We start from the raw sequence: 25,681 nt of genomic DNA on the forward strand, positions 1-25,681 counted from the left end.
GACGCTACGGACAGGGATGTGACGTGGGCCACCTCCGATCGGCACGCGCTGTCGGATTTCGGCATTCACCGTCCGCGGGCCCGGGCGAGGGTCCGCGACGGGTTCTCGCCGAATCGGCGACGGTAGGCGGCGGCGAAGACGCCCATGTTGACGTAGCCCCAGCGGGCCGCCACCGCGGAGACGGTGCACTCGGCCGACGCCGCGGCGAGTTCGTCGCGGATGTGCTGCAATCGCACGTCGCTCAGATACCGGTTCGGCGTCGTGTCCAGGTGGCGGCGGAACCCGCCCGACAGTGCGCGCACGCTGACGCCCACGGCGGCGGCGATCTCGGAGACCGTGGGCAGATCCGCGGCGTGCTCGCGGATGTACTGTTCCGCTCGGCGGACGTACGCCGGCGCGGCCGGCTGCCGGTCGGCGTCGAGCGCGACGCCCGCTGCGGCGGCCCATTCGGTGACGAGGTGACCGAGGAGCAGCTCCTGCAGGTGAGCGCCCGGCGGGCCCTGCGCGATGCGCACCGGATCGGCGCGGATCGCGCGGACCGCATACGCGAGCAGCGCGTTCCAGCCCGACGATCCGGCCCCGACGACGCACTTGTGCTGCCACAGACGGTCGTCGGGAACGACGCCGAACCAGCGGTCGGCGAGGTCGGCGACGAGCCGGTGCGGCACCGTCAGGTTGAGCTGGAGATGCTCGTCGTCGAAGTCGACGCGATGCTCGATCCGGCTGCAGTCGGCCACGAAGGTGGCGCCGGAGTCGATCTCCACCTCGCCCGCTGCGACCCGGTGCCGGGCGTGACCGCGGATCGTCGTCAGCACCAGGATGTTGCCGGCCTCGGCCGAGAGCTGGTCGACGGTCACCGGGATCCCGTACCGGAACCGGGTGAGCACGATGTCGCCGATCGCGGCGGAGAACATGCTCGATCGCGGGCGCAGCAGGCGCCCGCTCGGCCGCACGCGATAGGGCATGTACACCTGGTCCGACCACGCCCGGATCTCGTCCCAGTCCGTCGAGACCGTCGCCGGCGAGGGGGCGCAGCCGGAGAACGGGTCCAGTGAATGCACGACGTCCGTCATCCGGCCGAGCCTAGAGCGCCGGGGCGGGCGCCGGCACTGCCCGATCGGCTGGGTCCGGGCGCGCGCGACCGGGCACGCGACGGCGCCCGACGCGGTAATGTCCGGCGTGCGTGTGACTGCCTTCACAGCGGTCAGGTACCGTACTCCCGGCACGTCTGGCACGGCGTGCCACAGAGTCCTGCTCCCGAGGAGAACCCATGAGCTTTCGCAGCCCGTTTCCCGACGTCGAAATCCCGGCACTGAGTGTCTACGACTTCCTGTTCGGTTCGATCGCGGAGGCGGACCTCGGTCGCCCGGCGCTGATCGAGGGCGCGTCGGGGGCCGTCACCGACTACCGCGCCCTGATCGGGCAGATCGACGCGATCGCCGGGGCCCTCGCGGCGCGCGGCGTGGGGGTCGGCGACGTCGTCGGCCTGCTCTCGCCGAACGTGCCCGCCTTCGCGTCCGTCTTCCACGGCATCCTGCGGGCGGGCGCGACCGCCACCACGATCAATGCCCTCTACACCGCCGAGGACATCGCCAAGCAGCTCGAGGATTCCAAGGCGACGTTCCTGTTCACTGTCTCCCCGCTGCTGCCGCACGCGAAGGAGGCCGCGGCCAAGGTGGGCATCGCCGACGACCGCCTCGTCGTGCTCGACGGCGCCGAGGGGCACCCGTCCCTGCGCGACCTGCTCGCCGAGAACGCGCCCGCCCCCGAGGTGTCGTTCGATCCGGCCACCCATCTGGCGGTGCTGCCGTACTCGTCGGGCACCACGGGCCGCCCGAAGGGTGTGATGCTCACGCACACCAACCTGGTCGCCAACGTGTGCCAGATCAACCCGCGCATGGGCATCGGCGCCGACGACAAGGTCCTCGCCGTGCTGCCGTTCTTCCACATCTACGGCATGACCGTGCTGCTCAACGCGGCCCTGTACAACCGGGCGTCGCTGGTGACGATGCCGAAGTTCGACCTGCCGGAGTTCCTGCGGATCGTCGCCGAGCAGAAGTGCACGTACGTGTTCATCGCGCCGCCCGTCGCGGTGGCCCTCGCCAAGCACCCCCTCGTCGACCAGTTCGACCTGTCCAGCGTGCACACCGTGTTCTCGGGTGCCGCACCCCTGGACAAGGAACTCGGCGGTGCGGTCTCCGCGCGGCTCGGCTGCAAGATCCGCCAGGGCTACGGCATGTCGGAGATGAGCCCGGTCAGCCACGCCATCCCGTTCGACGGCGACGACGTGCCGCTCGACTCGGTCGGCCCGACGATCGCCAACATGGAGTGCAAGCTGGTCGACCCGGGCACGCTCGAGGAGGTCGCGTACCCGACCGGCGAGGGTGTCTCCGAGCCGGGTGAGCTGTGGTGCAAGGGCCCCAACGTGATGGTCGGCTACCTCGGCAACCCGCAGGCCACCGCGGAGACCCTCGACGCCGACGGGTTCCTGCACACCGGCGACATCGCCACGGTGGACGCGGCCGGCAACGTCACGATCGTCGACCGGCTCAAGGAACTGATCAAGTACAAGGGCTACCAGGTGCCGCCGGCCGAGCTCGAGGCGCTGCTGCTGACCCACCCGCAGATCGCCGACGCCGCGGTCGTGGGCGTGCTCGACGACGAGGGCGAGGAGGTGCCGAAGGCGTTCGTCGTGCGCCAGCCGAACGCGGAGCTGACCGAGGACGAGGTCATCGAGTTCGTCGCCGAGCGCGTCTCGCCGCACAAGAAGGTGCGCCGGGTGCAGTTCATCGACATCGTTCCGAAGTCCGCCGCGGGCAAGATCCTGCGCAAGGATCTGCGCACGCCGACGGCGTAGCCGGTTACCGTCCGGGCCGCAGGATCCGGCCGAGATGCGCCGCGAGCGCCTCGATCGTCGGATCCTGCGCCCGGAACCCGACGTAGCCGTCCGGCCGCACGACCACGGCCGCGGCGGCACCGCCGAACCCGTACGCCTGCGCGGCGCGGCCCGCGTCGTCACGCAGCACCCTGCCGTCGGCCGGCGTCCCGGCGGGTCCCGCCACGAGCACGTACGCCCGCAGCGCGTCGCCGAAACGGTCCGCCGTCCGCTCGGCCAGCTCCCGCTGGGACGCCAGCGCCTGCACCGTCGGCGCCCACAGCAGCACCGTGTGACCGGGGTGGCGCAGCAGCTCGTGCAGCCGGAGCGGCGACGCGACGGCGTCCTGTCGCAGTCCCGTCGCGTCCGGGGCGCGATCACCCGGGGCCGGGCCGCCGCCGTCCGGCACGTCGCCGCCCACGAGCGGGCTGCCGGGGTAGCCGAGCAGCAACTGGGCCTCGCGCGCGATCGCGGTCGCCGCGTCCGTCTCGCCGGCCCCGATGCCCTGCCGGGCGTGCCGCACGGTGCGGCCCACCACCTCCTCCCCGATGGGCCGGCGCTCGGCGTCGTAGCTGTCGAGCAGGCCGTCGGCGGCGCGGCCCTGCACCGCCAGCGCGAGCTTCCAGCCGAGGTTGTAGGCGTCCTGGATGCCGGTGTTCATACCCTGCGCCCCGGTGGGCGGATGGATGTGCGCGGCGTCCCCGGCCAGGAACACCCGGCCCCCACCGTAGTTCCCGGCGAGGCGGTGGCTGATCCGGAACACCGACGACCAGCGCAGGGCACTCGCCCGTGTCGGTTCCGGCGCCAGCCGGTCGAGCACCGCCTGGATGTGACCGAGGGTGGGCCGGCGCCCGCCCTCGAGTCCGTGCGCAACGGTTCCGACGCCGGGCGCGGACGTCGCCAGGTCCGGCGCGACGAACGTCGACAGGCGGTAGCGGCCGTCGCCGGGCAGCGGGATGCACACCATCATGTCCGTCGTCGTGCCGTCGGTCCGCGTCGACGCGCGGATGCCGTAACCGGCCGGCATCGACCAGTCCAGTTCGACGTCGGCGAGCATGTACTCCTCGGGGAACGCGTCGCCGTCGAAGGACACCCCGAGGCTCTTGCGCACGGCGCTGTGCGCGCCGTCGCAGCCGACCAGATAGCGGGCGGCCAGCCGCGTCGTGTCCTCGCCGTCGCGCAGGGCGGCGACCACGCCGTCCGCGGTCCGGTCGAAGCCGGTCAGTTCGACGCCGCGGCGCACGACGGTGCCGTGCTCGGCCAGGGCCTGCGTCAGCACCCGTTCGGTGGCGTACTGGGGCATGCAGACGAATCGGTACGGCACGTGCTCGGGCAGTGCGAGTTCGAGGCGCATCACCTCCTGCCCGTCGACGTACACGAGCTGCCCGTGCATCGGCGCGGACACGTCGAGCGACGGCCGGAGCACGCCCATCGCGTCCCACACCTCGAGCGTGCGCGGCTGGATACCGACCGCCTTGGCGTACTGCGGCGGCTCCGGGAGCCGATCGACGATCACGACGTCGACGCCGCGCCGGCGCAGTTCCAGCGCGGTGGTCAGTCCGACCGGGCCGGCGCCGACCACCAGGACCGAGGTCTCGCTCATCGGGCATACCCTTTCGTCGCGTTCGAGGGAAGTATGTCCGAATCCGCCTCCGGCGCGTGCCCGTTCGCCGCATCCTGCTTCCGTGCCGACGGGACCACGCTCCGGACCCTCTCGCCGCCGGGCAGCGCGCGCCCGACGTCACACGTCGAGGATGTGCGGCAGCCCGGCGCGGTAGCGGTCGGCGTCGATCCGCCGCATCGGCTCGAGCTCGGGCGGCTCGTGCAGGCGGTACCGCGCCGGCGGTGCGGCGGGCGAGTCGGCGGCCTCGAGCAGCGCGGCGACGGCCGCCCGCGCCGATTCGCCGGCCGATTCCATGGTCGCGAGATCGATGTCGGTGCGGACGTAGTCGCCGGCGAGGAAGAGGTTCGGGATCGCGGTGCGCGCGTCCGGACGGTCGGCCCACGAGCCGGCGGTGTTGACGAGCAGGGGAGTGTCGTTCGTGTTGCGGGCCTGCGCGGCGTCCCACCGGACGCCGGGATCGAGGAACCACGAGACGACGTCGTTCTCGTCGAGGACGCCGGTGCCGGTGTCGTCGAGGCACGCCGACATCTGCGCCCACGTCTCCCGGGCGATCTCCTCGGCGGTGCACTCCTTCGCGGTCTTCCCGTGGAGGATGCCGGGGGTGTCCCAGTCGGAGAGGTCCACCGACAGGCAGTCGTGGGCACTGCCGTCGCCGTAGCGGGCGGCGAAGTCCCCGCGCCAGAACTGGCCCTGGCTGATGGAGGTCAGGGCCCACGGCGAGCCGAGGTAGGCGACGTGCCCGTCGGCGATCGGGGTGGGCCGGCGCAGGAAGTACTGGATGCCCACCATCCAGTCCGTCTGCAGGTTCCGCATGGCTCCGAGCCGCGGATCGGCGGCGACGATCCGCGGTGACCACAGCGGCACGGCCCGCTCCACGGGCATCGCCGCGACGTACCAGTCGGCCTCGGCGACGGCGCGGGTGCCGCCGCCGTCCACCAGCCGTACTCCGGTGATCGAGCCCGAGGAGATGTCGAGAGCCTCGGCCGCCCAGCCCATTTCGAATCGAACGCCGAGGGGCGCGCAGGTGCGCGGCCCACGGGTCGATCCAGGCCTCGTTCGTGGGGGCGGCGAGGAGCCGGTCCAGGTGACCGTACTCGGGGACGGTGCCCATCGCGTTCCACACGAACGCCTGGCCCATGATGCCGATGGTGCGGGTGGACGCGACGGTGGGCCGGGCGGCCACCAGTTGCCGGGTCAGCGCCGAGACGAGGATGTTGCGGTAGGCCGGCGACTTGCCGTCGGCCTCGAGCGTCTGCGACCACGTCTGGTGCTCCCACTGGCCGTGGCGGCGTTCGAGGCTGCTGGTCAGGAACATCACCAGCTTGCGGGTGAAGACGGCCAGCTCGTGCGGGGGGATCGCGCCGCCGAGGGAGAAGGCGGCGGCCACGAACTCCTGCAGCGAGGCGGGGTCGAGGACGTCGGGGCGCAGCGGCGCGATCGACGCGGGGGCGGTCAGGTCGGGCCCGCCGGGGATCGCCATCCGGAAGGCGGATCCGGCGACGAGGTTGTCGAACACGCCGTTCGGGTTGCCCTGGAAGGGGATCCGCCGCATCGTGTCGGGGATGTGCCGGTAGAAGCCCGGGAAGAAGCGGAAGCCGTGCTCGCCGGGCAGGTCGGCGCGTCCACCGGACCCGGTGCCCGACGACGGGATGCTGCGGGCCTTGCCGCCGAGGGCGGTCGGTTCGAAGACGGTGACCTCGAAGCCGCGTTCGATCAGTTCGTGGGCGGCCGTCAGGCCCGCTATCCCGCCGCCGAGCACGGCGACGCGCCGGCCCCCCGAGCGCAGCGCGGGCGAGCGCGGTGCGGCGTGAGCGGTCGTGGGCGCGACCGCGACCGCGCCCAGGGCGGTGAGGAAGGTGCGGCGGGAAAGCCGGGTGTCGAACACGAGAATCCCCCGATCCGGACGTCGTTCTGAAAACAACCGTTGTCACATATATCCGATGTGTGCGGCCCGCGGGGCGGATTCGCCGAACGGTGCGGACGTGGCACCGCCGCCCGGGCGTGCCAGGATTGGCCCATGACCAACGGAACACTTGTGTTGCTCCGCCACGGCGAGAGCGAATGGAACGCGATGAACCTCTTCACGGGGTGGGTGGACGTGCACCTGACCGACAAGGGGATCGCCGAGGGCAAGCGTGCCGGCGAGCTGCTCGCGGAGCACGGTCTCCTGCCGGACGTGCTGTACACGTCGCTGCTGCGCCGCGCGATCAGCACCGCCAACTACGCGCTCGACGCCGCGGATCGGCACTGGATCCCGGTCGTGCGTGACTGGCGCCTGAACGAGCGGCACTACGGTGCGCTGCAGGGCAAGAACAAGGCGGAGATCAAGGCGGAGTTCGGCGAGGAGCAGTTCATGCTGTGGCGCCGCAGCTACGACACCCCGCCGCCCCCGATCGAGCCCGGCAGCAAGTACAGCCAGGACAGCGACGTCCGGTACGCGGAGGTCGACGAGGTGCCGCTCACCGAGTGCCTGAAGGACGTCGTCGAGCGCCTGATCCCGTACTGGGAGGAGACCATCTCCCAGGACCTGCGGGCCGGCCGGACCGTTCTGATCACGGCCCACGGCAACTCGTTGCGCGCCCTCGTCAAGCACCTCGACGGGATCTCCGACGAGGAGATCGCCGGGCTGAACATCCCCACCGGCATCCCGCTGCGCTACGACCTCGACGAGAACCTGCGCCCGCTGAACCCGGGCGGCACGTACCTCGATCCCGAGGCGGCCGCGGCCGGTGCCGCCGCCGTCGCCGGCCAGGGCGGACGGTAGTCCCTCCGGGGGCCGCGGGCAGCCGTCCCGCGGCCCCCGGGAAACGGCCGGTGAACACGCGGCAAATGCCGCGAACATGCGGCGTGACGTGCGGCGGAATGCCCCGACCCGCTGTCACCGTCCCGCCGTGCCTACGTACGATTCGAGACGTGACTGTTGTGCAGGCCGTGCTGCTCGCCGGGGCCGCCGTCCTCGGTGCCGTGTTCGCGATCGTGCTGATGCGGCTCCTCCGGGGGCGGGCCACCGACCGCACGGACGCCGACCTGACCATGGCCCAGGTGCTCGACCGCGTCGTCTACGGCGCGGACACGGGCATCGCCGTCGTCGACCGGTTCCACGACGTCATCCTGTTCAACCCGCGCGCCGAGGAACTCGGCCTCGTCCGCAACCGGCTCGTCGAGGACTCGGCCTGGGCGGCCGCCACCCGGGTCCTCGAGACCGGTGAGCCCGCCGAGCTCGACCTCACCGCGAAGAGCCCGCGCGGTCGCGAGCGCGTCGCGGTGCGCTGCGTCGCGCGGCGCCTGCTCGACGACGACGCACGCTTCGTCGCGCTCTACGCCTACGACGACTCCGAGCAGGTCCGGATGGAGGCCACGCGCCGGGACTTCGTCGCCAACGTCAGCCACGAACTCAAGACGCCGGTGGGCGCGATGGCCTTGCTCGCCGAGGCCCTGCTCGAATCCGCCGACGACCCGGAATCCGTGCGGCACTTCGGAACCCGGCTGCAGAGCGAGGCCAACCGGCTCGGCAACATGGTGACCGAACTGATCGCGCTCTCGCGTCTGCAGGGGGCCGAGAAGCTCCCGAACCTCGAGGTGGTCGAGGTCGACGACGTCGTCGAGGAGGCGCTGCGCCGCACCCGCCTGACCGCCGAGAACGCGCAGATCACCGTCACCACCGACGCCCCCAGCGGCTACGAGGTCCTCGGCGATCAGACGCTGCTCGTCACCGCCCTGGCCAATCTCATCGAGAACGCGGTCGCCTACTCGTCCCCGGGCTCGCCGGTCTCGGTCAGCCGGTCCCTGCGCGCGGGCAAGGTGGCGATCGCGGTGACCGACCGCGGCATCGGGATCGAGAAGGAGGACCAGGAGCGCGTCTTCGAACGGTTCTTCCGGGTCGACAAGGCCCGTTCCCGCGCCACCGGCGGCACCGGTCTCGGCCTGGCGATCGTCAAGCACGTCGCCGCCAACCACAACGGGGAGATCCGGTTGTGGAGCCAGCCGGGAACCGGATCGACGTTCACGCTCCTCATCCCCGCCCACTCGGCCGACCCCCGCGAGTCACAGGTCGCCTCCCCTCGCCGCGAGGGCGGGGCGGCGCTGACGGCGGAGCGGTGACGACCACGCCGACATCCACGACGAGAAACGGAAGCGAGCCGGATGCACCAGGTAACGGAAGGTACGGAGGACCAGCAGTGACGCGTGTGCTGATCGTGGAGGACGAGGAATCGCTGGCGGATCCGCTCGCGTTCCTGCTGCGCAAGGAGGGCTTCGACACCACCGTCGTCGGCGACGGACCGTCGGCGCTCGCGGAGTTCGACCGGGCCGGCGCGGACATCGTCCTGCTCGACCTGATGCTGCCCGGCATGAGCGGCACCGACGTGTGCAAGCAGCTGCGCAGCCGGTCCGGCGTGCCGGTGATCATGGTGACCGCTCGCGACAGCGAGATCGACAAGGTCGTCGGCCTCGAGCTGGGAGCGGACGACTACGTCACCAAGCCGTACTCGGCGCGTGAACTCATCGCCCGGATCCGCGCGGTGCTGCGCCGCGGCGGGGAGAGCGACGCCGAGTCCGCACAGGACGACGGGATCCTCGAGGCCGGGCCGGTGCGGATGGACGTGGACCGGCACGTCGTGCACGTGGGCGGGAAACCGGTCACCCTGCCGCTCAAGGAGTTCGACCTGCTCGAGTACCTCCTGCGCAACTCCGGCCGGGTGCTCACGCGCGGCCAGCTCATCGACCGGGTCTGGGGTGCCGACTACGTCGGCGACACCAAGACCCTCGACGTGCACGTCAAGCGGCTGCGTTCGAAGATCGAGGCCGATCCCGCCAAGCCGCAGCACCTGGTCACCGTCCGCGGCCTCGGCTACAAGCTCGAGGGGTAGGGGGCGGGCTCCGGCGTCCGCTCGGCGGCGGCCGTCGTCGCGGGGTGCACGGCGATCAGGCCCAGCCCCTCGCGGCGGCGGCACAGCCGCGCGAGCTCCTCGTAGGCGGCATCGCCGATCAGCTCGCGCAGTTCCGGCGCGTACGACTGCCACACCGGCGAGGCGCCCACGTGGGCGTCCGGCGATCCGGAGCAGTACCAGTCCAGGTCGTGGCCGCCCTCGCCCCAGCCGCGCCGGTCGTATTCGGTGACGACGGTGCGCAGCACCTCGGTGCCGTCGGGGCGCTCGACCCAGTCCTGGGTCCGGCGGATCGGCAGCTGCCAGCACACGTCCGGCTTCACCTCGAGGGGTTCGATGCCACGCCGCAGCGCCATCTTGTGCAGCGAGCAGCCGATGCCACCGGCGAAACCGGGCCGGTTGAGGAAGATGCAGGCACCCTTGTAGCGGCGGGTGCGCAGGGCCGGCTCGTCCTCGAGGTCGTCCTCCTCGAGGTAGCCCTTCTTGCCGAGTCCCTTCTCCATGAACTGCCAGTCCTCGGGAGTGAGATGTCTCACGGCGGCGTCCAGCTTGGCGCGATCGTCGTCGTCCGACAGGAACGCCCCGTGGGAGCAGCACCCGTCGTCCGGGCGGTCGGCGATGATGCCCTGGCACGCGGGCGTGCCGAACACGCAGGTCCAGCGGGAGAGCAGCCACGTCAGGTCGGCGGTGACGACGTGCTCGCTGTTGTCCGGGTCGGTGAACTCGACCCATTCGCGCGGGAAGTCGAGGGGAACTTCGGGGGCCGGGACCTGCTTGTGTGCGGCGCCGGGCATACCTGCTGTCACAGGACCCGACGGTAGACCCAGTACCGTATGTATGTGCGCCTAGGGGTACTCGACGTCGGAAGCAACACCGTCCATCTGCTCGTGGTGGACGCTCATCGCGGTGGCCATCCCACCCCCATGAGTTCGACGAAGGCCACCCTGCGCCTGTCCGAGAACACGGACGACCGCGGCGACATCACCCCGCAGGGCGCCGACCGGCTGGTCGAGACGGTCGCCGACTTCGCGGGCATCGCCCGCACCTCCGGGTGCGAGGAGCTGATGGCCTTCGCGACCTCCGCGGTGCGCGACGCCAACAACTCCGAAGCGGTTCTCCGTCGCGTCCGCGCCGAGACCGGCGTCGCACTCGAGGTGCTCTCCGGCGTGGACGAGGCCCGGCTGACGTTCCTGGCGGTCCGGCGCTGGTACGGCTGGAGCGCGGGACGCATCCTGTGCCTCGACATCGGCGGCGGCTCCCTCGAGCTGACCTTCGGCGGCGACGAGGACCCGGACTGCGCGTTCTCGTTGCAGCTCGGCGCCGGTCGCCTCACCCGGGACTGGCTGAGCGAGGACCCGCCCGGCAAGCGGCGCGTCGCGGTGCTGCGGGACTGGCTCGACGCCGAGCTCGTCCGGCCCGCCCAGGAGCTTCGTGCGGCCGGCGTTCCCGACCTGTGCGTCGGAAGCTCGAAGACCTTCCGCACCCTGGCGCGGCTGACCGGTGCCGCCCCGTCGTCGGCGGGCCCGCGCGTGCGGCGCACCCTGACCGCCGCCGGGCTGCGTCAGCTCATCGCGTTCATCTCCCGCATGACGACCGCGGACCGTGCCGAGCTCGAGGGCGTGAGCTCCGACCGGTCGCAGCAGATCGTCGCCGGTGCGCTGGTCGCGGAGGCCGCCATGCGCGCGCTGGGAGTGGAGACGCTCGACATCTGTCCCTGGGCCCTGCGAGAGGGGCTCATCCTCCGCAAACTCGACACCGAGATGGGGGGCGAATTGATGGTGGTTTCGCAATGACGGACGGTCACAGCACCGACACCGGGCAGATCTCCGTCGCGGAGCTGCTGGCCCGGAACGGCCAGAAGGTGAATTCCCGCGCCGGCGGACGTCGCCGCCGCGGCGTCAGTGGGGGAATCTCGGTCGCGGAACTGACCGGAGAGATTCCCGTCAGCATTCCGGAGCCCGAGCCTCCGGAGACGAAGGCCCCGGAGGCCGAGGCTCCGGAGGCCGAGCCGGCCGCGTCCGCCCCGCCTGCGGCGCCGAAGGCGGCGCCCGTCGTGCCGGCGAAGCTGAAGGCGGAGCCCGTGGTGCCGGCACAGGCGCAGCCCGTCGTACCGGCGAAGGCGGGGCCCGTGGTGCCGGCGACGCCGAAGGTCGAGCCCCTCGCACTCGAGGCGCCGAAGGTCGAGCCGGAGACCCAGGTCCCGCCGTCGCCGCCCCGGACGCGCGAGGAGCCGGCAGCCGCCGAGCGGGTGCAGCCGGTGAAGGTCGAGTCGCCGACCGAGATCATCCGCCCGGCCGTCCTGCCGCGGCGGGCGCGGGCCCACGCCGAGGTGACCGCGAGCGCGCCGACGCGGCCCGCCGACGCCCCCGAGCCGAGGCTGCTGTCCGGGCCCGCGAGCGACCTGCGGGGCAACGGTGACGACACCGCCGACGGCGACACCGAGACGATCGGCGAGCCCGTCGCTGCGGACGAGCCGGACGAGGAGAAGCCGGAGGAGCGGTCCGCGCGGTCACGCCGTCGTCGCGGCACTGCCGCCCCGGCGGAGACCCCGGCCGCGGCGGAGCCGGACGAGGCCCCGTCCGACACCGGTGAGCCGCGCGGCGCGATCGGTCAGTGGGTGCGGCTGATCGGCGAGGGCGTCGTCGCGATCATCGCGGGCGCGCTGCTGTTCAAGGGCTTCGAACAGTTGTGGGACGCGTTGCCGTGGGTGGCGTTCGCGCTCGCACTTCTGGTCATTGTCGGCCTGGTGGCGATGGTGCGCATCCTCCGCCGCACCGACGACATCACGAGCCAGCTCATCGCTCTCGCCGTGGGCGCCTTCGTGACGTTCGGTCCGCTGTTGTTCCTGCTGCCCACCGGCTGATCCGCACGTCGTCATGAGCGTCCTTTCGCGAGAGATCCTGGTCGGGTTGTCGACCGCCTCGGTGTATCCGGAGAACACCGAGGCGGCCTTCCGCTATGCGGCCGAACTCGGCTACGACGGCGTGGAGCTGATGATCTGGGCCGAGTCGGTGAGCCAGGACGTGCGGGCGGTGCAGGCGCTGGTGCGCAAGTACGGCGTACCGGTGCTGGCGGTGCACGTGCCGTGCCTGCTGATCTCGCAACGCGTGTGGGGCTCGGACCCGGCCGCGAAGCTCGAGCGGTCGGTGCGGGCGGCGGAATCGTTCGGTGCCACGTCGGTGGTGGTGCATCCGCCGTTCCGGTGGCAGCGCCGCTACGCGGACGGCTTCGCGGATCAGGTGGCGGACCTCGAGGACCGCAGTCACGTGGTCGTCGCGGTGGAGAACATGTACCCGATGCGCGCCGACGTGTTCTTCGGCGGCCGCGACCGGACCGCCCAGCGCATGCGCAAGCGGGGCGGGCCGGGCCGGGCGGTGTCGGCCTACAGCCCGTCGATCGATCCCACCGACACCGGCTTCGCGCACTACACGCTGGACCTCTCGCACACCGCCACGGCGGGGATGGACGCGGTGGCGCTCGCCGAGCGCATGGGCGGTGGTCTGGCCCATCTGCACCTTGCGGACGGCCACGGTGCTTCGACGGACGAACATCTGCTCCCGGGCGAGGGGGGCCAGCCGTGTGAGCAGGTGTGCCGGCTCCTCGCCGAGAGCGACTTCTCCGGGCACGTCGTCCTGGAGGTCAGCACCCAGGGGGCGCGTACCCGGTCCGCGCGGGCACGGGCGCTGGCCCAGGCGCTGGCCTTCGCGCGCGAGCATCTGCACCGCGCCCCCCGACTGGCGATCACCACCGGGCCCGAGCATCCGCGTTCGACGGCGATCGAGCAGGTTCGCGCGTCAGGCCAGGGCGCCGATCCCGGCGCCGAGAACCACGACGCCTGAGATCGTCACCCCGGCGACGAGGGCGGCGGCGCCGAGCCACACCGAGGCGATCATCGCGCCCGGCCGCCGGGGGTCGGGGCCGAGCACGGACAGGAAGAATCCGGCCGGGATCAGGATCGCCGAGCCGAGCACGGCGAGCGCGCCGGCCGCGGCCCATCCGGGTGAGGCGCCGACCGCGTCGGTGAGCACCGCCACGAGCAATCCCAGGGTGACGAGGACGCCGGCGTGGGCGTGACCGGCCCGGAAGAAGGCCTTCTGCAACTCGTTGGCCGGCACCCGCCCGCCGGTGACGCGCAGCAGGAACGTGCCGCCGAAGGCGATCCCGGCGACGGTGAGCAGGGTGGCGCCGAGGGCGATGACGAGTACGGGATGCACGAGGTCCTCCTCGCAGACAATTGGATAGTTGCAATATCCAATACTGGATAGTTGTACTATCCGATGTCAAGAGGAGGTGGCAATGCGGATCTCGGAACTGGTGGCCCGCACCGGCGTCCCGTTGGCGACCGTGAAGTACTACCTGCGCGAGGGCCTGCTGATGCCGGGCGAGGCGACCAGCGCCACCCAGGCCCGGTACGACGAGCGGCACGTCCGCCGCCTCGCCCTGATCCGTGCGCTCGCCGCCCAGGGGCTGCCGCTGCCGCGCATCCGCGAGATCGTCCGTCTCCTCGACGGCACCGACGAGTCGCTGTTCGTCGCCCTCGGCCGGGCCATTGCCGCGCTGCCGCCCTACCCGCCCGACGACGACGCGCCCGAACCCCGCGACTATCCGCGTGCCCGGCGCGTCCTCGAGCGGCTCGGCCAGCTCTACGACCCGCGGTTCGCGGCCGTCGCGCAGCTCGAGCGAGCCCTGGCCGCCCTCGAATCCGCCGGCCTGGCGATGAGCGACGAGCGCATCGACGTCTACGGACGGCACGTGCTCGGCATCGCCGAGCTCGACCTCGACCTGCTGCCCACCCGGTCCCGGGATGCGACGGTCGAGGCGGCGGTCCTCGGCACGGCCCTGTACGAACCCGTCCTCACCGCGATGCGCCGCCTCGCGCACCAGCACCTTGCCGCCCGCCGCTTCACCGAGTTCTTCCCACCCGGTTCCCCCGACAGCCCCGTCGCCGATTCCCAGGAGCAGCAGTGACCGACGCCGTGCCCGATCCCGAGAACCACCCGTTCCGCGACCTGACGACACTCGACGCCGCCGGCGACGATCGCTGGCTCGCCCACATCGCCCCGGTCTGGACGATCGGCCCCAAGGTGCACGGCGGTTGCATGCTCGCCGTGTGCGCCGCGGCGGCCCGGTCGGCGCTGCAGGCCGCCGGGTCCGATCCGGCCGTGCAGCCCCTCGCGGTGAGTGCCGGGTTCGTCGCCGCCCCCGACCCCGGCGACGTGCAGCTGACCACCACCGTCCGCAAGCTGGGCAAGCAGGTCGGTCTGGTCGACGTGGAGCTGGCCCAGGGCGACCGCATCGCGGTCCGTGCCTCGGTGACGCTCGGGCAGCCCGACGCGGGCGAGCCGCGATACACCGCGCCGCACCCGGTCACCGGGCTGCCGGTGCAGCCGCCCGCCGGCGCGCCCCTCATCGGGCCCGGCCACCCCATGGCGCAGGTGGTGAACCTGTGCGGCGGGGCCGACCTCGTCGTGGACGAGGCCAGCGCCCGCTTCCTCGCGGGAGAGCAGGGCGAACCGGTGGTGCGGATGTGGGCGCGGCCGTGGCCGGGGGACGAGGCCGACGTCGACACCGCCGTGCTGTTCGCGCTGATGGCCGGGGACATCTCGGCCCCGGTCACGATGAACCGCGGCCTGTTCGGCTGGGCTCCGACCGTGCAGCTCACCGCCTACCTGCGGCGACTGCCGGCGCCCGGCTGGCTGCGGATCATGGCCGACAGCACGGTCCTGGGCAACGCCTGGTTCGAGGAGGACCACACCGTCGTCGACGCCACCGGCGCCGTCGTCGTGCAGAGCCGCCAGCTCGCGATGATCCCGCGCTGATCGTCGGGGCGATGCGGGGCACGACAACGGTCGTGGCAGGCTGTTGCCCATGACGAGAATTGCGGTGATCGGTGGCGGCAGGATCGGCGAGGCGCTGGTCTCGGGGCTGCTGCAGAGTGGATTCGCGACCAAGGATCTGGTGGTCGTCGAGAAGTTCCCGGCCCGGACCGAGGAGCTGGCCACCGAGTACTCGATCCGCGTCACCGACTCGATCGCCGACGCGGCCGAAGGCGCCGACGTGCTGGTGATCGCGGTCAAGCCGGGCGACGTGGACGTGGTGCTCGCGGACCTGGGCAAGGCCGACCTGGACAGCGACCGCGAGAAGCTGCTGATGTCGCTGGTGGCCGGCGTGCCCACGTCGCGGTACGAGAACAAGCTGCCCGCCGGATCGCCGGTCGTGCGCGTCATGCCCAACACCCCGATGCTGGTGGGGGAGGGTGCGAGCGTGATCGCCGCCGGCCGGCACGTCAAGCCCGACCATCTGGCGCTGGCGCGCGAGATCCTGGAGTCCGTGGGTACCGTGACGGTGGTTCCCGAGTCCCAGATCGACGCGGTCACCGCCGTGTCCGGTTCCGGCCCGGCGTACTTCTTCCTCGTCGCCGAGGCGATGATCGATGCGGGCGTCGCTCTGGGCCTGACGCGGGCGACCACCACCGAGCTGGTGGTGCAGACGATGACCGGTTCGGCGGCCATGCTCGCCCGGTCGGGGGAGAACGCCGCCGACCTGCGTGCAGCGGTGACATCGCCGGGCGGAACCACCGCGGCGGCGATCCGGGAACTCGAGCGCGGCGGCGTCCGGACGGCGTTCTACGAGGCGCTCGCGGCGGCCCGGGACCGCTCCGCGGCCCTCGGTTCGTCCGGGGATTGAGGAAATTCGTCGCGCGCATCGTCGCACGGGAACCATTGGTCACGCTAAGCTCGATCGAGCACGTGCGTGTCTGTTCCGCCGGAGGGGAAGCCGGCGGCGCGGGACGTGCCGGAGGTGTGTAATGGTATCTGGAAGCAAACCGTCGAAGGGTCAACCCGAGGACGGTCAGTCGGTTCTCTCCGGCACCCAGTTCCTCACCGTCGCCGAGGTGGCGGCGCTGATGCGGGTGTCGAAGATGACCGTGTACAGGCTGGTGCACAGCGGGGAACTGCCCGCCGTGCGAGTGGGGCGTTCGTTCCGGGTGCACGCCAAGGCTGTGCACGACTACCTGGAAACGTCCTACTTCGACGTCGGCTGAGCGGTCGACGACCGCAATCGAACCCGGAGCGGACCTCGGTTTCACCGATCGAAACCCGCCCCGGTAGGATTGCTTGTCGTCGTACCGGCCACCCGGTGTCGTGAGGCGCTGAGCTCGTCACCACGAGGCCCAGCGTCGACAACAGGCGTACGTCACCGGCGTGCGCGCAGGAACGCTAGAGAGAACGTGAGGGAAAACCCAGATGGGTTCTGTGATCAAGAAGCGCCGCAAGCGCATGTCGAAGAAGAAGCACCGCAAGCTGCTCCGCCGCACCCGAGTGCAGCGTCGTAAACTCGGCAAGTAGATCGATCTCCCGATGCCCGTCACCCCGCGGTGGCGGGCATCGAGCGTTTCCGCCGGCTCGTCGGCGGCCGGCGAGCGGAATGTCCGGTTCGGCCGGAATGCGGAGTGTGCGCCCGAGGGGCCGAAGGTCCCGCACAGGGGCCATTCCGGTGATCGGTTACTCCGGTGTAATGCTTTGTTGCGAAAGTCACCGTATCGTGAGAGACCGGAGTGACGGCAGGGGGTATGTGGGTGAGTTCGGAGATCGACGGTATCGACCCGCCGAGGGTGGCCCTGGTGACCGGAGCGAGCCGATTCCTCGGTGGCTACCTGGTCACCCGGCTGGCGCAGCATCCGGCGGTCGAGCGCGTCATCGCGGTCGACACCCAGTCGCCCACCAAGGACATGCTGCGGCGCATGGGCCGCGCCGAGTTCGTGCTCGCCGACATCCGCAACCCCCTCATCGGCAAGGTCATCCGGAATATGGACGTCGACACCGTCGTCCACGCGTCGACCCTCACCAAGGCTCCCAAGTCCGGTAGCCGCGCCGCGATGAAGGACATGAACGTCCTCGGCGCGATGCAGTTGTTCGCCGTGTGCCAGAAGACCCCGTCCGTGCGGCGCGTCGTGCTGCGCTCGTCGTCGGTGGTGTACGGCTCGAGCGCGAAGGACCCCGCGAAATTCACCGAGGAGATGAGCGCGCGCCGGCGGCCGACCGGCGCCTTCGCCCGCGACATGATCGAGGTCGAGGGCTACCTGCGCGGAATGGCGCGCCGACGGCCCGACATCGCCGCGACGATCCTGCGTCTCGCCCCGACGGTGGGCAACCATATGCCCGGCTCGGTATCGCGGTACCTCACCTCGCCGATCGTGCCCACCATCCTCGGTCGCGACGCCCGGTTGCAGTTGCTGCACGAGGAGGACGCCCTCTCGGCGCTCGAACGGGCCACCGTCGCGGGGCCGCCCGGGACCTACAACGTCGCCGGCGACGGCATCGTGATGATGTCGCAGGCCGTGCGGCGGGCCGGCGGACTGACCGTGCCGATGCCCTACGGGTTGTTCCGCACCGTCGGGCAGGCACTGATGGGGCCGGTGATGAAATCGTTCAACAAGGAAGAACTCGACTACTTCCACTTCGGGCGCGGCCTGGACACCACGCGGATGCGCACCGAACTCGGCTTCGAGCCGAGGTGGACCACCAAGCAGGCACTCGACGACTTCGCCCGCAACGTCGGACTGCGGCGGGTCGTCCGGACGGAATGGGTCGATCGAACCGAGTCGGTCCTGCTCTCGGCGCTCGGAGAGCGGATGGAGGCGCGATGACAGAAGTTGCCAAGGTGATCCCGCTCCACGGTGGGACGGGGTCGGCGCGGCGGGCGGCCGCACGTCCGGGTGCCGGTTCCGGTCATCCGTCGACGTACGGCCTCGGCTCGCCGACCCCACCCGAGCGCCCCGAGCTGCCCGTGCAGGAGACGGCGGCCGACGGATTCCTCGACGATCTGCGGCACAAGCTGGTCGGGCAGATCACCGGTACCGCCGAGTTCCTCCGGCGCCGCATCACGGGCGACTACGAGGTGGACGACTTCGGGTTCGATCCGCATTTCACCGACAACGTCCTGCTGCCCGCGCTGCGGCCTCTGTTCGAGAAGTGGTTCCGCGTCGAGGTGCGGGGCATCGAGAACATTCCGGCCGACGGCCGCGCGCTGATCGTCGCCAACCATGCCGGCACGTTGCCGGTGGACGCGCTGATGACCTCCGTCGCGGTGCACGACCTCGCCCACCGTCCGCTGCGGATGCTCGCGGCCGACCTCGCCTTCGGGATGCCGGTCGTCGGCAGCGTCACCCGCAAGGCCGGGCACACCCTCGCGTGCCATCCCGACGCCGAGCGGCTCCTCCGCGAGGATCAAATCGTCGCGGTGTTCCCCGAGGGGTACAAGGGGCTCGGCAAGCCGTTCAGCGAACGCTACAAGCTACAGCGGTTCGGGCGCGGGGGCTTCGTCTCGGCCGCGCTCCAGACCAAGGCACCGATCGTGCCCTGTTCGATCGTGGGCTCGGAGGAGATCTACCCGAAGATCGCCGACCTCACGTCCATCGCCCGGCTTCTCGGCCTTCCGTACTTCCCGATCACCCCGCTCTTCCCGGCTCTCGGTCCGCTGGGCATCGTTCCGCTGCCCTCGAAGTGGTACATCGAGTTCGGCACACCGATCGCCACCGACGTCTACGACGACGCCGCGGTGGAGGATCCGATGGTGCTGTTCGAGGTCACCGACCACGTGCGGGAGACCATCCAGCAGACGCTGTACCGGTTGCTCACCAAGCGGCGCAACGTCTTTCTCGGCTAGGGCACCGGCCCCGCGTCACGCGGCGGGGTCGCGGCGCCGGCCGAGGGCGGCGGCGAGCGCTCCGCCGGCCGCGCCGAGCGCCAGCGCCGTCGGCACCCCGATGCGCGCCGCCTTGCGGGCCGTGCGGAAATCCCGGATCTCCCAGCCCCGGGTCTTCGCCAGCTCCCGCAGGTCGGCGTCCGGGTTGACGGCGACCGGCGTGCCGACGAGCGAGAGCATGGGCACGTCGTTGTGGCTGTCGGAGTACGCCGTGCAGCGCTTGAGGTTCAGGCCCTCGCGGATCGCCAGGGCCCGCACCGCGTGGGCCTTGCCCAGGCCGTGCAGGATGTCCCCGACGAGGCGGCCGGTGAACACGCCGTCCTCCGATTCGGCGACGGTGCCGAGGGCGCCGGTCAGACCGAGCCGCTCGGCGATGACGTTCGCCAGTTCGACCGGGGTGGCCGTCACCAGCCACACCTGCTGCCCGGCGTCGAGGTGCATCTGCGCCAGCGCCCGGGTGCCGGGCCAGATCTTGTCCGCGATGATCTCGTCGTAGATCTCCTCGCCGAGGCGGGCCAGCTCCGCCGTGGACCGGCCGGCGACGAACGACAGCGCCTTCTCGCGGCCGCTGGCGACGTCGTCCGAGTTCTCCTTGCCGGTGACCCGGAACTTGACCTGCTGCCAGGCGAATTCGGCCAGGTCGGACTTGGTGAAGTAGTCGCGGGCGGCGAGTCCGCGCGCGAAATGGATGATCGACGCGCCCTGCACCATCGTGTTGTCGACGTCGAAGAACGCGGCCGCGGTCAGGTCCTGCGGAACGGCGGTGGTCGAGGTGTCGGCGGGCTCGGCCTCGGTGCGGGCCTCCTGCAGCGCGAGAGCGGCGTCGGCGCTCGCCTGGCCGGCGAGGTTCGCGCGGACCTCGGCCTCGCTGGGGCCGAACTTGCTCAGCAGCCGGCGCCGGCCGGGCCGGATCAGACCCGCCAGGGTCTCGCTGACGCGGCCGGCCAGGTTCTCGCCGAATCCCCAGCCGTGTGGCACTGGCCGTTCCGGCACCTGCACCTCCCTGTTGCGCGACGGCCGCGCCGTCGAGTGCTGCCGGCCGGTTCGTCGGCGGCCGGCCGTCGTGTGTGGCAGACCGCCCCAGCCTAGCCCGCGACACGGCCCCCTCCGCGCGTTGCCGCATGTGGCCGGTGGGTGTGACGTTCGTCTCGGCGGGGTATGACGCACAGTTGACCCCATGAGCGAACATCTGCCCGGACCCGCCGCCACATCCGGCACCTGCCACGAGATCACCCTCCTCGTCCGAGCCGGCTGCGGTGCCTGCGCGCCGGCACTGACTCTGCTTGAGCAACTGTGCGACGAGTTCGGAGCCGGGCTGACGTGCATCGACGTCGATCGGGCTGCCTCAACGGATCCCGACCTGCGCGCCGAATTCGGCGATCGTCTGCCGGTGGTGCTGCTCGACGGCCGTGAGCACAGCTACTGGGAGGTCGACGAGCCGCGGTTGCGGGCCGATCTCGCCGGTTGAGCGCCCCTGGGCGGAACCGTCGTGCAGGTGAGAAGCACATTCGGGGCCGTTCGAGCAACTTTGTGCAGGGCTTCACAAGCGGTTACCGTGGTGTGAACGAATCCCCCGGATCACCGTGAGGACCGACGTGTACCCGTCGGCCGGACGAGGAGCCACGAACGTGACAGAGCTGCACCCCCCGCAGGGCGACGCTGCCCGCGGCGGCGTCGCCGAAGTCGGCGGGGGTGCGTCTCCCGGTGTCCCTGTGCGGGACATCCCCCAGGCTACTGTGACGCGTCTCGCGACGTATCTGCGGGTCCTCGGAATGCTCGCCGACGAGGGCACGCTCATCGTCTCGAGCGAGGAACTCGCCACCGCGTCCGGGGTCGGTTCCGCGAAGCTTCGCAAGGATCTGTCCTTTCTCGGGCCCAACGGGGTGCGCGGCGTCGGCTACGACGTGCTGCGCCTGCAGGCCCGCATCGAGAACGCACTCGGCCTCGACCGGGGGCACCGCGTGGTGCTCGTCGGCGTCGGCAATCTCGGCCGTGCCCTGGCCGGGTACGCCGGCTTCGACCGCCGAGGGTTCACGATGGCCGGACTGTTCGACGCCGACCCGGCGCGGGTGGGGACGCGGGTGGGGAACCTGACCATCCGCCACGTCGACGGGCTCGAAGCGGCCGCCCGCGAACTCGGTGCCACGATCGGCGTCATCGCCACCCCGGACGCCGCCGCCCAGGGTGTGTGCGACCTGCTGGTGCGCTCCGGTGTCCGGTCCGTGCTGAGCTTCGCCTCGGCGCCCCTCGCGGTGCCCGACCATGTCGAGGTCCGGCGGGTCGACCTGTCCGTGGAAATGCAGGTCCTCTCGTTCCACAGCGCCCGCAACGACGCACTCGCCCAGGTGGCGGGTGGCAGTCACGCGGGCCTGACCGACACCCGGCGCGCCGCGTCGGGGCTCACCGCGCCGAGCGCGAACGGGCACACCGCATCAGGAACGCCGAGCCCAGTGGCCTCGGCAGCGACAAGAAACGGATCGGTGATTGCGCCGTGAGTGTTCTCCTCGTCGGGGTCTCGCACAGGACCGCGCCCGTCTCGGTCCTCGAGAAGGTCGCCGTCACCGACACCGATCGACCCAAGCTGACCGACAAGATGATGGCCTCCGACCACATCTCGGAGGCGATGATCGTCTCCACCTGCAACCGGGTGGAGATCTACGCGGTGGTCGACGCGTTCCACGGTGCGCTGGCCGACGTCAGCGAGCTCATGGCCGAGCACTCGGGCCTGACCCTCGTCGACCTGCACAAGCATGCGTACGTGCGCTACAGCGAGGCGGCCGCCGAGCATCTGTTCGCCGTGGCCAGCGGGCTGGACTCCATGGTGGTCGGCGAGCAGCAGATCCTCGGCCAGATCCGTACCGCCTACGCGAGCGCCGACGCCCAGCAGGCCGCCGGCCGGGCCCTGCACGAGCTGGCCCAGCAGGCGCTGCGCGTGGGCAAGCGGGTGCACACCGAGACCGGCATCGACGCGGCGGGTGCCTCCGTCGTGTCGGTGGCGCTGGACAAGGCCGCGACATCGCTCGACGGTCTCGCCGGCCGCACCGCCGCCGTGATCGGCGCGGGCGCGATGGGCGGGCTCGCCGTCGCGCACCTCACCCGCGCCGGAATCGGGCGCATCGTGGTGGTCAACCGGACCCGCGAGCGCGCCGAGCGGCTCGCCGAGACCGCACGCGGCAACGGCGTCGAGGCCGACGTCATGCCGTTCGAGCGGCTCGCCGCCGCGTTGTCGCAGGCCGATGTGGCCGTCACCTGCACGGGGGCCGTCGGTACGGTCGTCACCCTCGCCGACGCGCACCGGGCCCTCGCCCAGCCCGAGCGCAGCACCCGCCCGCTGGTGATCTGCGATCTCGGCCTGCCGCGCGACGTGGAGCCTGCCGTCTCGGGTCTGCCCGGCGTCACCGTCTTCGACATGGAGTCGCTGCAACGCGATCCCGCGGCCGGGGCCGCCGCCTCCGACACCGAGGCCGCCCGCTCGATCGTCGCCGGCGAACTCGCCGACTACCTCGCGTCCCAGCGCCTCGCCGAGGTCACCCCCACCGTCACCGCCCTGCGCCAGCGTGCCGCCGAGGTCGTCGAGGGCGAGCTGCTGCGGCTCGAGTCCCGGTTGCCGGGGCTCGACGACGGTCAGCGCGGGGAGGTCGCCCGCACGGTGCGCCGCGTCGTGGACAAGCTGCTGCACGCGCCGACGGTGCGCGTCAAGCAACTGGCGTCCACCCCCGGCGGCGACCAGTACGCCGAGGCGCTGCGCGAGCTGTTCGAACTGCGTCCGGGTGCCGCCGAGGCCGTCGCCACCCCGGTGGCGAAGGAGCTCGGCGCGCTGCCCGACGTGACCGGCGCGACCGATCTCTCGGCCGCGCTGGATCCGGCCGTCACCACGGAGCTGCAGGCTCCCCGGAAGCAGTTTCCCGGGCCGCTGGGGGCTCCCCGAGAGGAAAGGCAGGCATGAGCGCCGAGGTCGCATCGGACACCCGGATCGAAGCCGGGACCGGCAGCCGCACGCTGCGGATCGGAACGCGCGGCAGCCTGCTGGCGACCACGCAGGCGGGCACCGTCCGGGACGCGCTGATCGCCGCCGGCCATCCCGCCGAGCTGGTCGTCATCACCACCAAGGGCGACGTGACCGCCGGTCCGGTCGAGCGGATCGGCGTCGGCGTCTTCACCGCCGAGCTGCGCGAGGCGCTGCTCGCCGGCGACGTCGACCTGGCCGTGCACTCGTACAAGGATCTGCCGACCGCGCAGGATCCGCGTCTGGTGATCGCGGCCGTGCCGCCGCGTGAGGATCCGCGTGACGCGCTCGTCGCCCGCGACGGCCTGGTGCTCGGCGAACTGCCGCCCGGCTCCCGCGTGGGCACCTCCGCGCCGCGGCGGCGTGCCCAGCTCGCCGCCATGGGCCTGGGCCTCGACATCCAGCCGCTGCGCGGGAACATCGACACCCGGCTCGGGAAGGTCGCGTCCGGCGAACTGGACGCCATCGTCATCGCCCGGGCGGGGCTCTCGCGCATCGGCCGCCTCGACCGGATCACCGAGTCGCTCGAGCCGGTGCAGATGCTGCCGGCGCCCTCCCAGGGGGCCCTCGCGGTCGAATGCCGCGCCGGGGACACCGCACTGATCGAGATCCTCGCCGGCCTCGACGACCGCGCCAGCCGCGTCGCGGTCGTCGCCGAACGGGCCCTGCTCGCCGAGCTCGAGGCCGGCTGCACCGCCCCGGTCGGGGCCGTTGCCGAGGTCGTCGAATCCCTCGACGACGACGGCCGCGTGATCGAGGAACTGTCCGTGCGCGGCTGCGCCGCCGCCCTGGACGGCTCGGACGTGCTGCGCGCGAGCGCCGTCGGCGATCCCGACCGCGCGGAGGAGCTGGGCCGGGCGGTGGCCCGCGAGTTGCTCGATCTCGGTGCGCGCGAGCTGATGACCAGCCGTGCGGACGACGCGCCGGAACAGGGCACCGCAGATGTTTGACGCCCTCCGTCCACACCCCAGGTTTCCCCTTACCGCAGATTTGACCGCACTGGAGAATGACCGATGAGCCGAGTCCGTAAGCACAATCCCGGACGGATCCTGTTCGTGGGAGCTGGGCCGGGCGACCCGGCTCTGCTGACCGTGCGAGCCCGCGACGTGCTCGCGGGCGCGACGATCGCCTTCACCGACCCCGACGTCGACAAGGGGGTGGTCGCGCTCGTCGGTACCACCGCCGGCCGGGACCCGGAGACCGGGGAGCCCGTCGCCGAGGTGCGTCCCGCGCTGGGCGAGCCCACCGAGGTCGCCAAGACCCTCGTCGCGGAGGCGAAGAACGGCCACGACGTCGTGCGCCTCGTCGCCGGTGATCCGCTGACCACCGACTCGGTGATCGCCGAGGTCAACGCCGTCGCCCGCACCCAGGTGGTGTTCGAGGTCCTGCCGGGCCTGACCCCCGGCTCGGCCGTGCCGAGCTACGCGGGCATGGCCCTGGGCTCGTGCCACACCGAGGTCGACGTGCGCGGCGAGGTGGACTGGGCGGCGCTCGCCGCCGCGCCCGGCCCGCTGGTGCTGCACGCCACGTCCGGTCACCTCGCGGAGACCGCCAGCGCCCTCGTCGAGCACGGGCTGGCGCCGCAGACCCCCGCGGCGATCACCGTCCGGGGCACGACCCGTCAACAGCGCACCGTCGAGGCCACCCTCGCCACGCTCAACGATGCCGGCTCCGAGTTGGTGGGGCCGCTCATCGTCACCGTCGGCAAGATCGTCTCGCAGCGCGGCAAGCTCTCGTGGTGGGAGTCCCGCGCGCTGTACGGCTGGACGGTGCTGGTGCCGCGCACCAAGGAGCAGGCCGGGGAGATGAGCGAGCGGCTCGTCGCGCACGGCGCCATCCCGATCGAGGTGCCGACCATCGCCGTCGAGCCGCCCCGCAGCCCGGCCCAGATGGAGAGGGCCGTCAAGGGTCTCGTGGACGGCCGCTACCAGTGGGTGGTGTTCACCTCCACCAACGCGGTGCGCGCGGTGTGGGAGAAGTTCGAGGCGTTCGGCCTCGATGCCCGCGCCTTCTCGGGCGTGAAGATCGCGTGTGTCGGGCAGGCGACGGCGGACAAGGTGCGCTCGTTCGGGATCACCCCCGAGCTGGTGCCCTCCGGTGAGCAGTCCAGCGAGGGCCTGCTGGCCGAGTTCGCCCCGTACGACGACGTTTTCGACCCGGTCAACCGGGTGCTGCTGCCGCGCGCCGACATCGCCACCGAGACCCTCGCCGAGGGCCTGCGCGAGCGGGGCTGGGAGATCGACGACGTGACGGCCTACCGCACGGTGCGGGCAGCGCCGCCGCCGGCCGAGACCCGCGAGATGATCAAGACCGGTGGGTTCGACGCGGTGTGCTTCACCTCGTCCTCGACGGTCCGCAACCTCGTGGGTATCGCCGGTAAGCCGCACGCGCGCACCATCGTCGCGTGCATCGGGCCGAAGACCGCGGAGACCGCGATCGAGTTCGGCCTGCGGGTGGACGTGCAGCCGGAGACCGCCCAGATCGGTCCCCTGGTGGAGGCGCTCGCCGAGCACGCCGCCCGGCTGCGGGCCGAGGGCGCGCTGCCGCCGCCCCGCAAGAAGTCCCGCGCCCGCCGCTGACCC

Annotated in this window: 24 protein-coding genes and 1 pseudogene; 19 read left to right on the plus strand and 6 right to left on the minus strand. The window is 71.8% G+C overall.

What is annotated here, in order from left to right; all coding sequences use genetic code 11:
• Positions 1–65 precede the first annotated feature (65 nt).
• Complete coding sequence (locus tag OCS65_RS09320; RefSeq protein WP_044475929.1) at positions 66–1,073, minus strand: helix-turn-helix transcriptional regulator; 1,008 nt, start codon at positions 1,071–1,073, stop codon at positions 66–68.
• Between the two features lie 197 nt (positions 1,074–1,270).
• Between OCS65_RS09320 and OCS65_RS09325 the strand changes: the two genes are divergently transcribed.
• A complete protein-coding gene (locus OCS65_RS09325) occupies positions 1,271–2,857 on the plus strand; it encodes an AMP-binding protein (protein ID WP_072635763.1) in 1,587 nt (528 codons plus the stop codon).
• Positions 2,858–2,861: 4 nt separating this feature from the next.
• On the opposite strand, the gene OCS65_RS09330 is transcribed toward OCS65_RS09325, so the two are convergent.
• Positions 2,862–4,478 carry an FAD-dependent oxidoreductase gene (locus tag OCS65_RS09330; RefSeq protein WP_231772616.1) on the minus strand — a complete coding sequence of 539 codons (1,617 nt, stop codon included), beginning with the start codon at positions 4,476–4,478 and terminating at the stop codon, positions 2,862–2,864.
• 138 nt (positions 4,479–4,616) lie between these two features.
• A pseudogene (locus tag OCS65_RS09335) lies at positions 4,617–6,384 on the minus strand (hydroxysqualene dehydroxylase).
• Positions 6,385–6,516: 132 nt separating this feature from the next.
• On the opposite strand from OCS65_RS09335, the gene OCS65_RS09340 reads away from it, so the two are divergent.
• The 3 genes from OCS65_RS09340 to OCS65_RS09350 all read left to right on the plus strand — a co-directional run bounded on the left by OCS65_RS09340 (position 6,517) and on the right by OCS65_RS09350 (position 9,367).
• Entirely contained in the window at positions 6,517–7,263 is a 747-nt protein-coding gene (locus tag OCS65_RS09340) for a phosphoglyceromutase (RefSeq protein ID WP_263509604.1), read from the plus strand.
• 218 nt (positions 7,264–7,481) lie between these two features.
• Positions 7,482–8,600, plus strand: coding sequence for a sensor histidine kinase (locus tag OCS65_RS09345; protein WP_231386031.1), 1,119 nt, complete (start codon positions 7,482–7,484; stop codon positions 8,598–8,600).
• Between the two features lie 77 nt (positions 8,601–8,677).
• A complete protein-coding gene (locus OCS65_RS09350; protein WP_029545153.1) occupies positions 8,678–9,367 on the plus strand; it encodes a response regulator transcription factor in 690 nt (229 codons plus the stop codon).
• On the opposite strand, the gene OCS65_RS09355 is transcribed toward OCS65_RS09350, so the two are convergent.
• Positions 9,349–10,179, minus strand: coding sequence for a DUF3109 family protein (locus tag OCS65_RS09355; RefSeq protein WP_231772895.1), 831 nt, complete (start codon positions 10,177–10,179; stop codon positions 9,349–9,351). The two genes, OCS65_RS09350 and OCS65_RS09355, sit on opposite strands and share 19 nt — an antisense overlap.
• A 45-nt stretch (positions 10,180–10,224) precedes the next feature.
• Here OCS65_RS09355 and OCS65_RS09360 point away from each other — a divergent pair, with 45 nt between their 5' ends.
• From OCS65_RS09360 to OCS65_RS09370, 3 genes are read left to right on the plus strand one after another with little or no spacing between them, the layout of a single operon-like run.
• Positions 10,225–11,178 (plus strand): Ppx/GppA family phosphatase, encoded by a 954-nt coding sequence (locus OCS65_RS09360; RefSeq protein WP_029545150.1) that lies wholly within the window; start codon positions 10,225–10,227, stop codon positions 11,176–11,178.
• Complete coding sequence (locus OCS65_RS09365) at positions 11,175–12,248, plus strand: hypothetical protein (protein ID WP_231772617.1); 1,074 nt, start codon at positions 11,175–11,177, stop codon at positions 12,246–12,248. Before OCS65_RS09360 ends, OCS65_RS09365 begins: the two co-directional genes overlap by 4 nt.
• A gap of 13 nt (positions 12,249–12,261) precedes the next feature.
• Positions 12,262–13,224: a sugar phosphate isomerase/epimerase family protein gene (locus OCS65_RS09370; RefSeq protein ID WP_006935986.1), complete on the plus strand. Its 963-nt coding sequence runs from the start codon at positions 12,262–12,264 to the stop codon at positions 13,222–13,224.
• On the opposite strand, the gene OCS65_RS09375 is transcribed toward OCS65_RS09370, so the two are convergent.
• Positions 13,180–13,599 carry a hypothetical protein gene (locus tag OCS65_RS09375; RefSeq protein ID WP_006935984.1) on the minus strand — a complete coding sequence of 140 codons (420 nt, stop codon included), beginning with the start codon at positions 13,597–13,599 and terminating at the stop codon, positions 13,180–13,182. The genes OCS65_RS09370 and OCS65_RS09375 overlap by 45 nt on opposite strands.
• Positions 13,600–13,681: 82 nt before the next feature.
• On the opposite strand from OCS65_RS09375, the gene OCS65_RS09380 reads away from it, so the two are divergent.
• The 7 genes from OCS65_RS09380 to OCS65_RS09410 all read left to right on the plus strand — a co-directional run bounded on the left by OCS65_RS09380 (position 13,682) and on the right by OCS65_RS09410 (position 19,054).
• A complete protein-coding gene (locus OCS65_RS09380; protein ID WP_029545146.1) occupies positions 13,682–14,353 on the plus strand; it encodes a MerR family transcriptional regulator in 672 nt (223 codons plus the stop codon).
• The gene (locus OCS65_RS09385) at positions 14,350–15,204 is read left to right on the plus strand and encodes a thioesterase family protein (protein ID WP_065922296.1); all 855 of its coding nucleotides are present in this window, start codon (positions 14,350–14,352) and stop codon (positions 15,202–15,204) included. Before OCS65_RS09380 ends, OCS65_RS09385 begins: the two co-directional genes overlap by 4 nt.
• A gap of 49 nt (positions 15,205–15,253) precedes the next feature.
• Positions 15,254–16,072: a pyrroline-5-carboxylate reductase gene (gene proC / locus OCS65_RS09390; protein ID WP_029545142.1), complete on the plus strand. Its 819-nt coding sequence runs from the start codon at positions 15,254–15,256 to the stop codon at positions 16,070–16,072.
• 121 nt (positions 16,073–16,193) lie between these two features.
• Positions 16,194–16,430, plus strand: a complete 237-nt coding sequence (locus OCS65_RS09395; RefSeq protein ID WP_003937551.1) for a helix-turn-helix domain-containing protein — start codon at positions 16,194–16,196, stop codon at positions 16,428–16,430.
• A 202-nt stretch (positions 16,431–16,632) separates the two neighbouring features.
• Entirely contained in the window at positions 16,633–16,734 is a 102-nt protein-coding gene (locus OCS65_RS09400; protein ID WP_003402602.1) for a 30S ribosomal protein bS22, read from the plus strand.
• 224 nt (positions 16,735–16,958) lie between these two features.
• Positions 16,959–18,035: an NAD-dependent epimerase/dehydratase family protein gene (locus OCS65_RS09405; RefSeq protein ID WP_044475927.1), complete on the plus strand. Its 1,077-nt coding sequence runs from the start codon at positions 16,959–16,961 to the stop codon at positions 18,033–18,035.
• Positions 18,032–19,054: a lysophospholipid acyltransferase family protein gene (locus OCS65_RS09410; RefSeq protein WP_231772618.1), complete on the plus strand. Its 1,023-nt coding sequence runs from the start codon at positions 18,032–18,034 to the stop codon at positions 19,052–19,054. Before OCS65_RS09405 ends, OCS65_RS09410 begins: the two co-directional genes overlap by 4 nt.
• Before the next feature lie 15 nt (positions 19,055–19,069).
• Here the strand turns inward: OCS65_RS09410 and OCS65_RS09415 are convergent, their stop codons facing one another.
• The gene (locus tag OCS65_RS09415; protein WP_006935970.1) at positions 19,070–20,086 is read right to left on the minus strand and encodes an HAD family hydrolase; all 1,017 of its coding nucleotides are present in this window, start codon (positions 20,084–20,086) and stop codon (positions 19,070–19,072) included.
• Positions 20,087–20,270: 184 nt separating this feature from the next.
• On the opposite strand from OCS65_RS09415, the gene OCS65_RS09420 reads away from it, so the two are divergent.
• The 5 genes from OCS65_RS09420 to OCS65_RS09440 all read left to right on the plus strand — a co-directional run bounded on the left by OCS65_RS09420 (position 20,271) and on the right by OCS65_RS09440 (position 25,678).
• A complete protein-coding gene (locus OCS65_RS09420) occupies positions 20,271–20,561 on the plus strand; it encodes a glutaredoxin family protein (RefSeq protein WP_231772619.1) in 291 nt (96 codons plus the stop codon).
• 160 nt (positions 20,562–20,721) lie between these two features.
• Positions 20,722–21,588: a redox-sensing transcriptional repressor Rex gene (locus OCS65_RS09425; protein ID WP_006935964.1), complete on the plus strand. Its 867-nt coding sequence runs from the start codon at positions 20,722–20,724 to the stop codon at positions 21,586–21,588.
• On the plus strand, positions 21,585–23,039 hold the full coding sequence (locus OCS65_RS09430) for a glutamyl-tRNA reductase (RefSeq protein WP_006935962.1): 1,455 nt from the start codon (positions 21,585–21,587) through the stop codon (positions 23,037–23,039). Before OCS65_RS09425 ends, OCS65_RS09430 begins: the two co-directional genes overlap by 4 nt.
• Entirely contained in the window at positions 23,036–24,049 is a 1,014-nt protein-coding gene (gene hemC / locus OCS65_RS09435; RefSeq protein ID WP_006935961.1) for a hydroxymethylbilane synthase, read from the plus strand. Before OCS65_RS09430 ends, hemC begins: the two co-directional genes overlap by 4 nt.
• A 63-nt stretch (positions 24,050–24,112) precedes the next feature.
• Positions 24,113–25,678: a bifunctional uroporphyrinogen-III C-methyltransferase/uroporphyrinogen-III synthase gene (locus OCS65_RS09440; protein WP_006935959.1), complete on the plus strand. Its 1,566-nt coding sequence runs from the start codon at positions 24,113–24,115 to the stop codon at positions 25,676–25,678.
• Positions 25,679–25,681: the final 3 nt, after the last annotated feature.

Origin of the sequence: Rhodococcus aetherivorans (assembly GCF_025722975.1) — a bacterium.
Taxonomy (GTDB): Bacteria; Actinomycetota; Actinomycetes; order Mycobacteriales; family Mycobacteriaceae; genus Rhodococcus; species Rhodococcus aetherivorans.

Coding starts and splice junctions, on each gene's coding strand:
- OCS65_RS09405 (WP_044475927.1), top strand. CDS start 16,959: ATGTGGGTGAGTTCGGAGATCGACGGTATCGACCCGCCGAGGGTGGCC.
- hemC (WP_006935961.1), top strand. CDS start 23,036: ATGAGCGCCGAGGTCGCATCGGACACCCGGATCGAAGCCGGGACCGGC.
- OCS65_RS09440 (WP_006935959.1), top strand. CDS start 24,113: ATGAGCCGAGTCCGTAAGCACAATCCCGGACGGATCCTGTTCGTGGGA.
- OCS65_RS09345 (WP_231386031.1), top strand. CDS start 7,482: ATGCGGCTCCTCCGGGGGCGGGCCACCGACCGCACGGACGCCGACCTG.
- OCS65_RS09420 (WP_231772619.1), top strand. CDS start 20,271: ATGAGCGAACATCTGCCCGGACCCGCCGCCACATCCGGCACCTGCCAC.
- OCS65_RS09380 (WP_029545146.1), top strand. CDS start 13,682: ATGCGGATCTCGGAACTGGTGGCCCGCACCGGCGTCCCGTTGGCGACC.
- OCS65_RS09355 (WP_231772895.1), bottom strand. CDS start 10,179: ATGCCCGGCGCCGCACACAAGCAGGTCCCGGCCCCCGAAGTTCCCCTC.
- OCS65_RS09410 (WP_231772618.1), top strand. CDS start 18,032: ATGACAGAAGTTGCCAAGGTGATCCCGCTCCACGGTGGGACGGGGTCG.
- OCS65_RS09325 (WP_072635763.1), top strand. CDS start 1,271: ATGAGCTTTCGCAGCCCGTTTCCCGACGTCGAAATCCCGGCACTGAGT.
- proC (WP_029545142.1), top strand. CDS start 15,254: ATGACGAGAATTGCGGTGATCGGTGGCGGCAGGATCGGCGAGGCGCTG.
- OCS65_RS09320 (WP_044475929.1), bottom strand. CDS start 1,073: ATGACGGACGTCGTGCATTCACTGGACCCGTTCTCCGGCTGCGCCCCC.
- OCS65_RS09395 (WP_003937551.1), top strand. CDS start 16,194: ATGGTATCTGGAAGCAAACCGTCGAAGGGTCAACCCGAGGACGGTCAG.
- OCS65_RS09400 (WP_003402602.1), top strand. CDS start 16,633: ATGGGTTCTGTGATCAAGAAGCGCCGCAAGCGCATGTCGAAGAAGAAG.
- OCS65_RS09365 (WP_231772617.1), top strand. CDS start 11,175: ATGACGGACGGTCACAGCACCGACACCGGGCAGATCTCCGTCGCGGAG.
- OCS65_RS09370 (WP_006935986.1), top strand. CDS start 12,262: ATGAGCGTCCTTTCGCGAGAGATCCTGGTCGGGTTGTCGACCGCCTCG.
- OCS65_RS09330 (WP_231772616.1), bottom strand. CDS start 4,478: ATGAGCGAGACCTCGGTCCTGGTGGTCGGCGCCGGCCCGGTCGGACTG.
- OCS65_RS09340 (WP_263509604.1), top strand. CDS start 6,517: ATGACCAACGGAACACTTGTGTTGCTCCGCCACGGCGAGAGCGAATGG.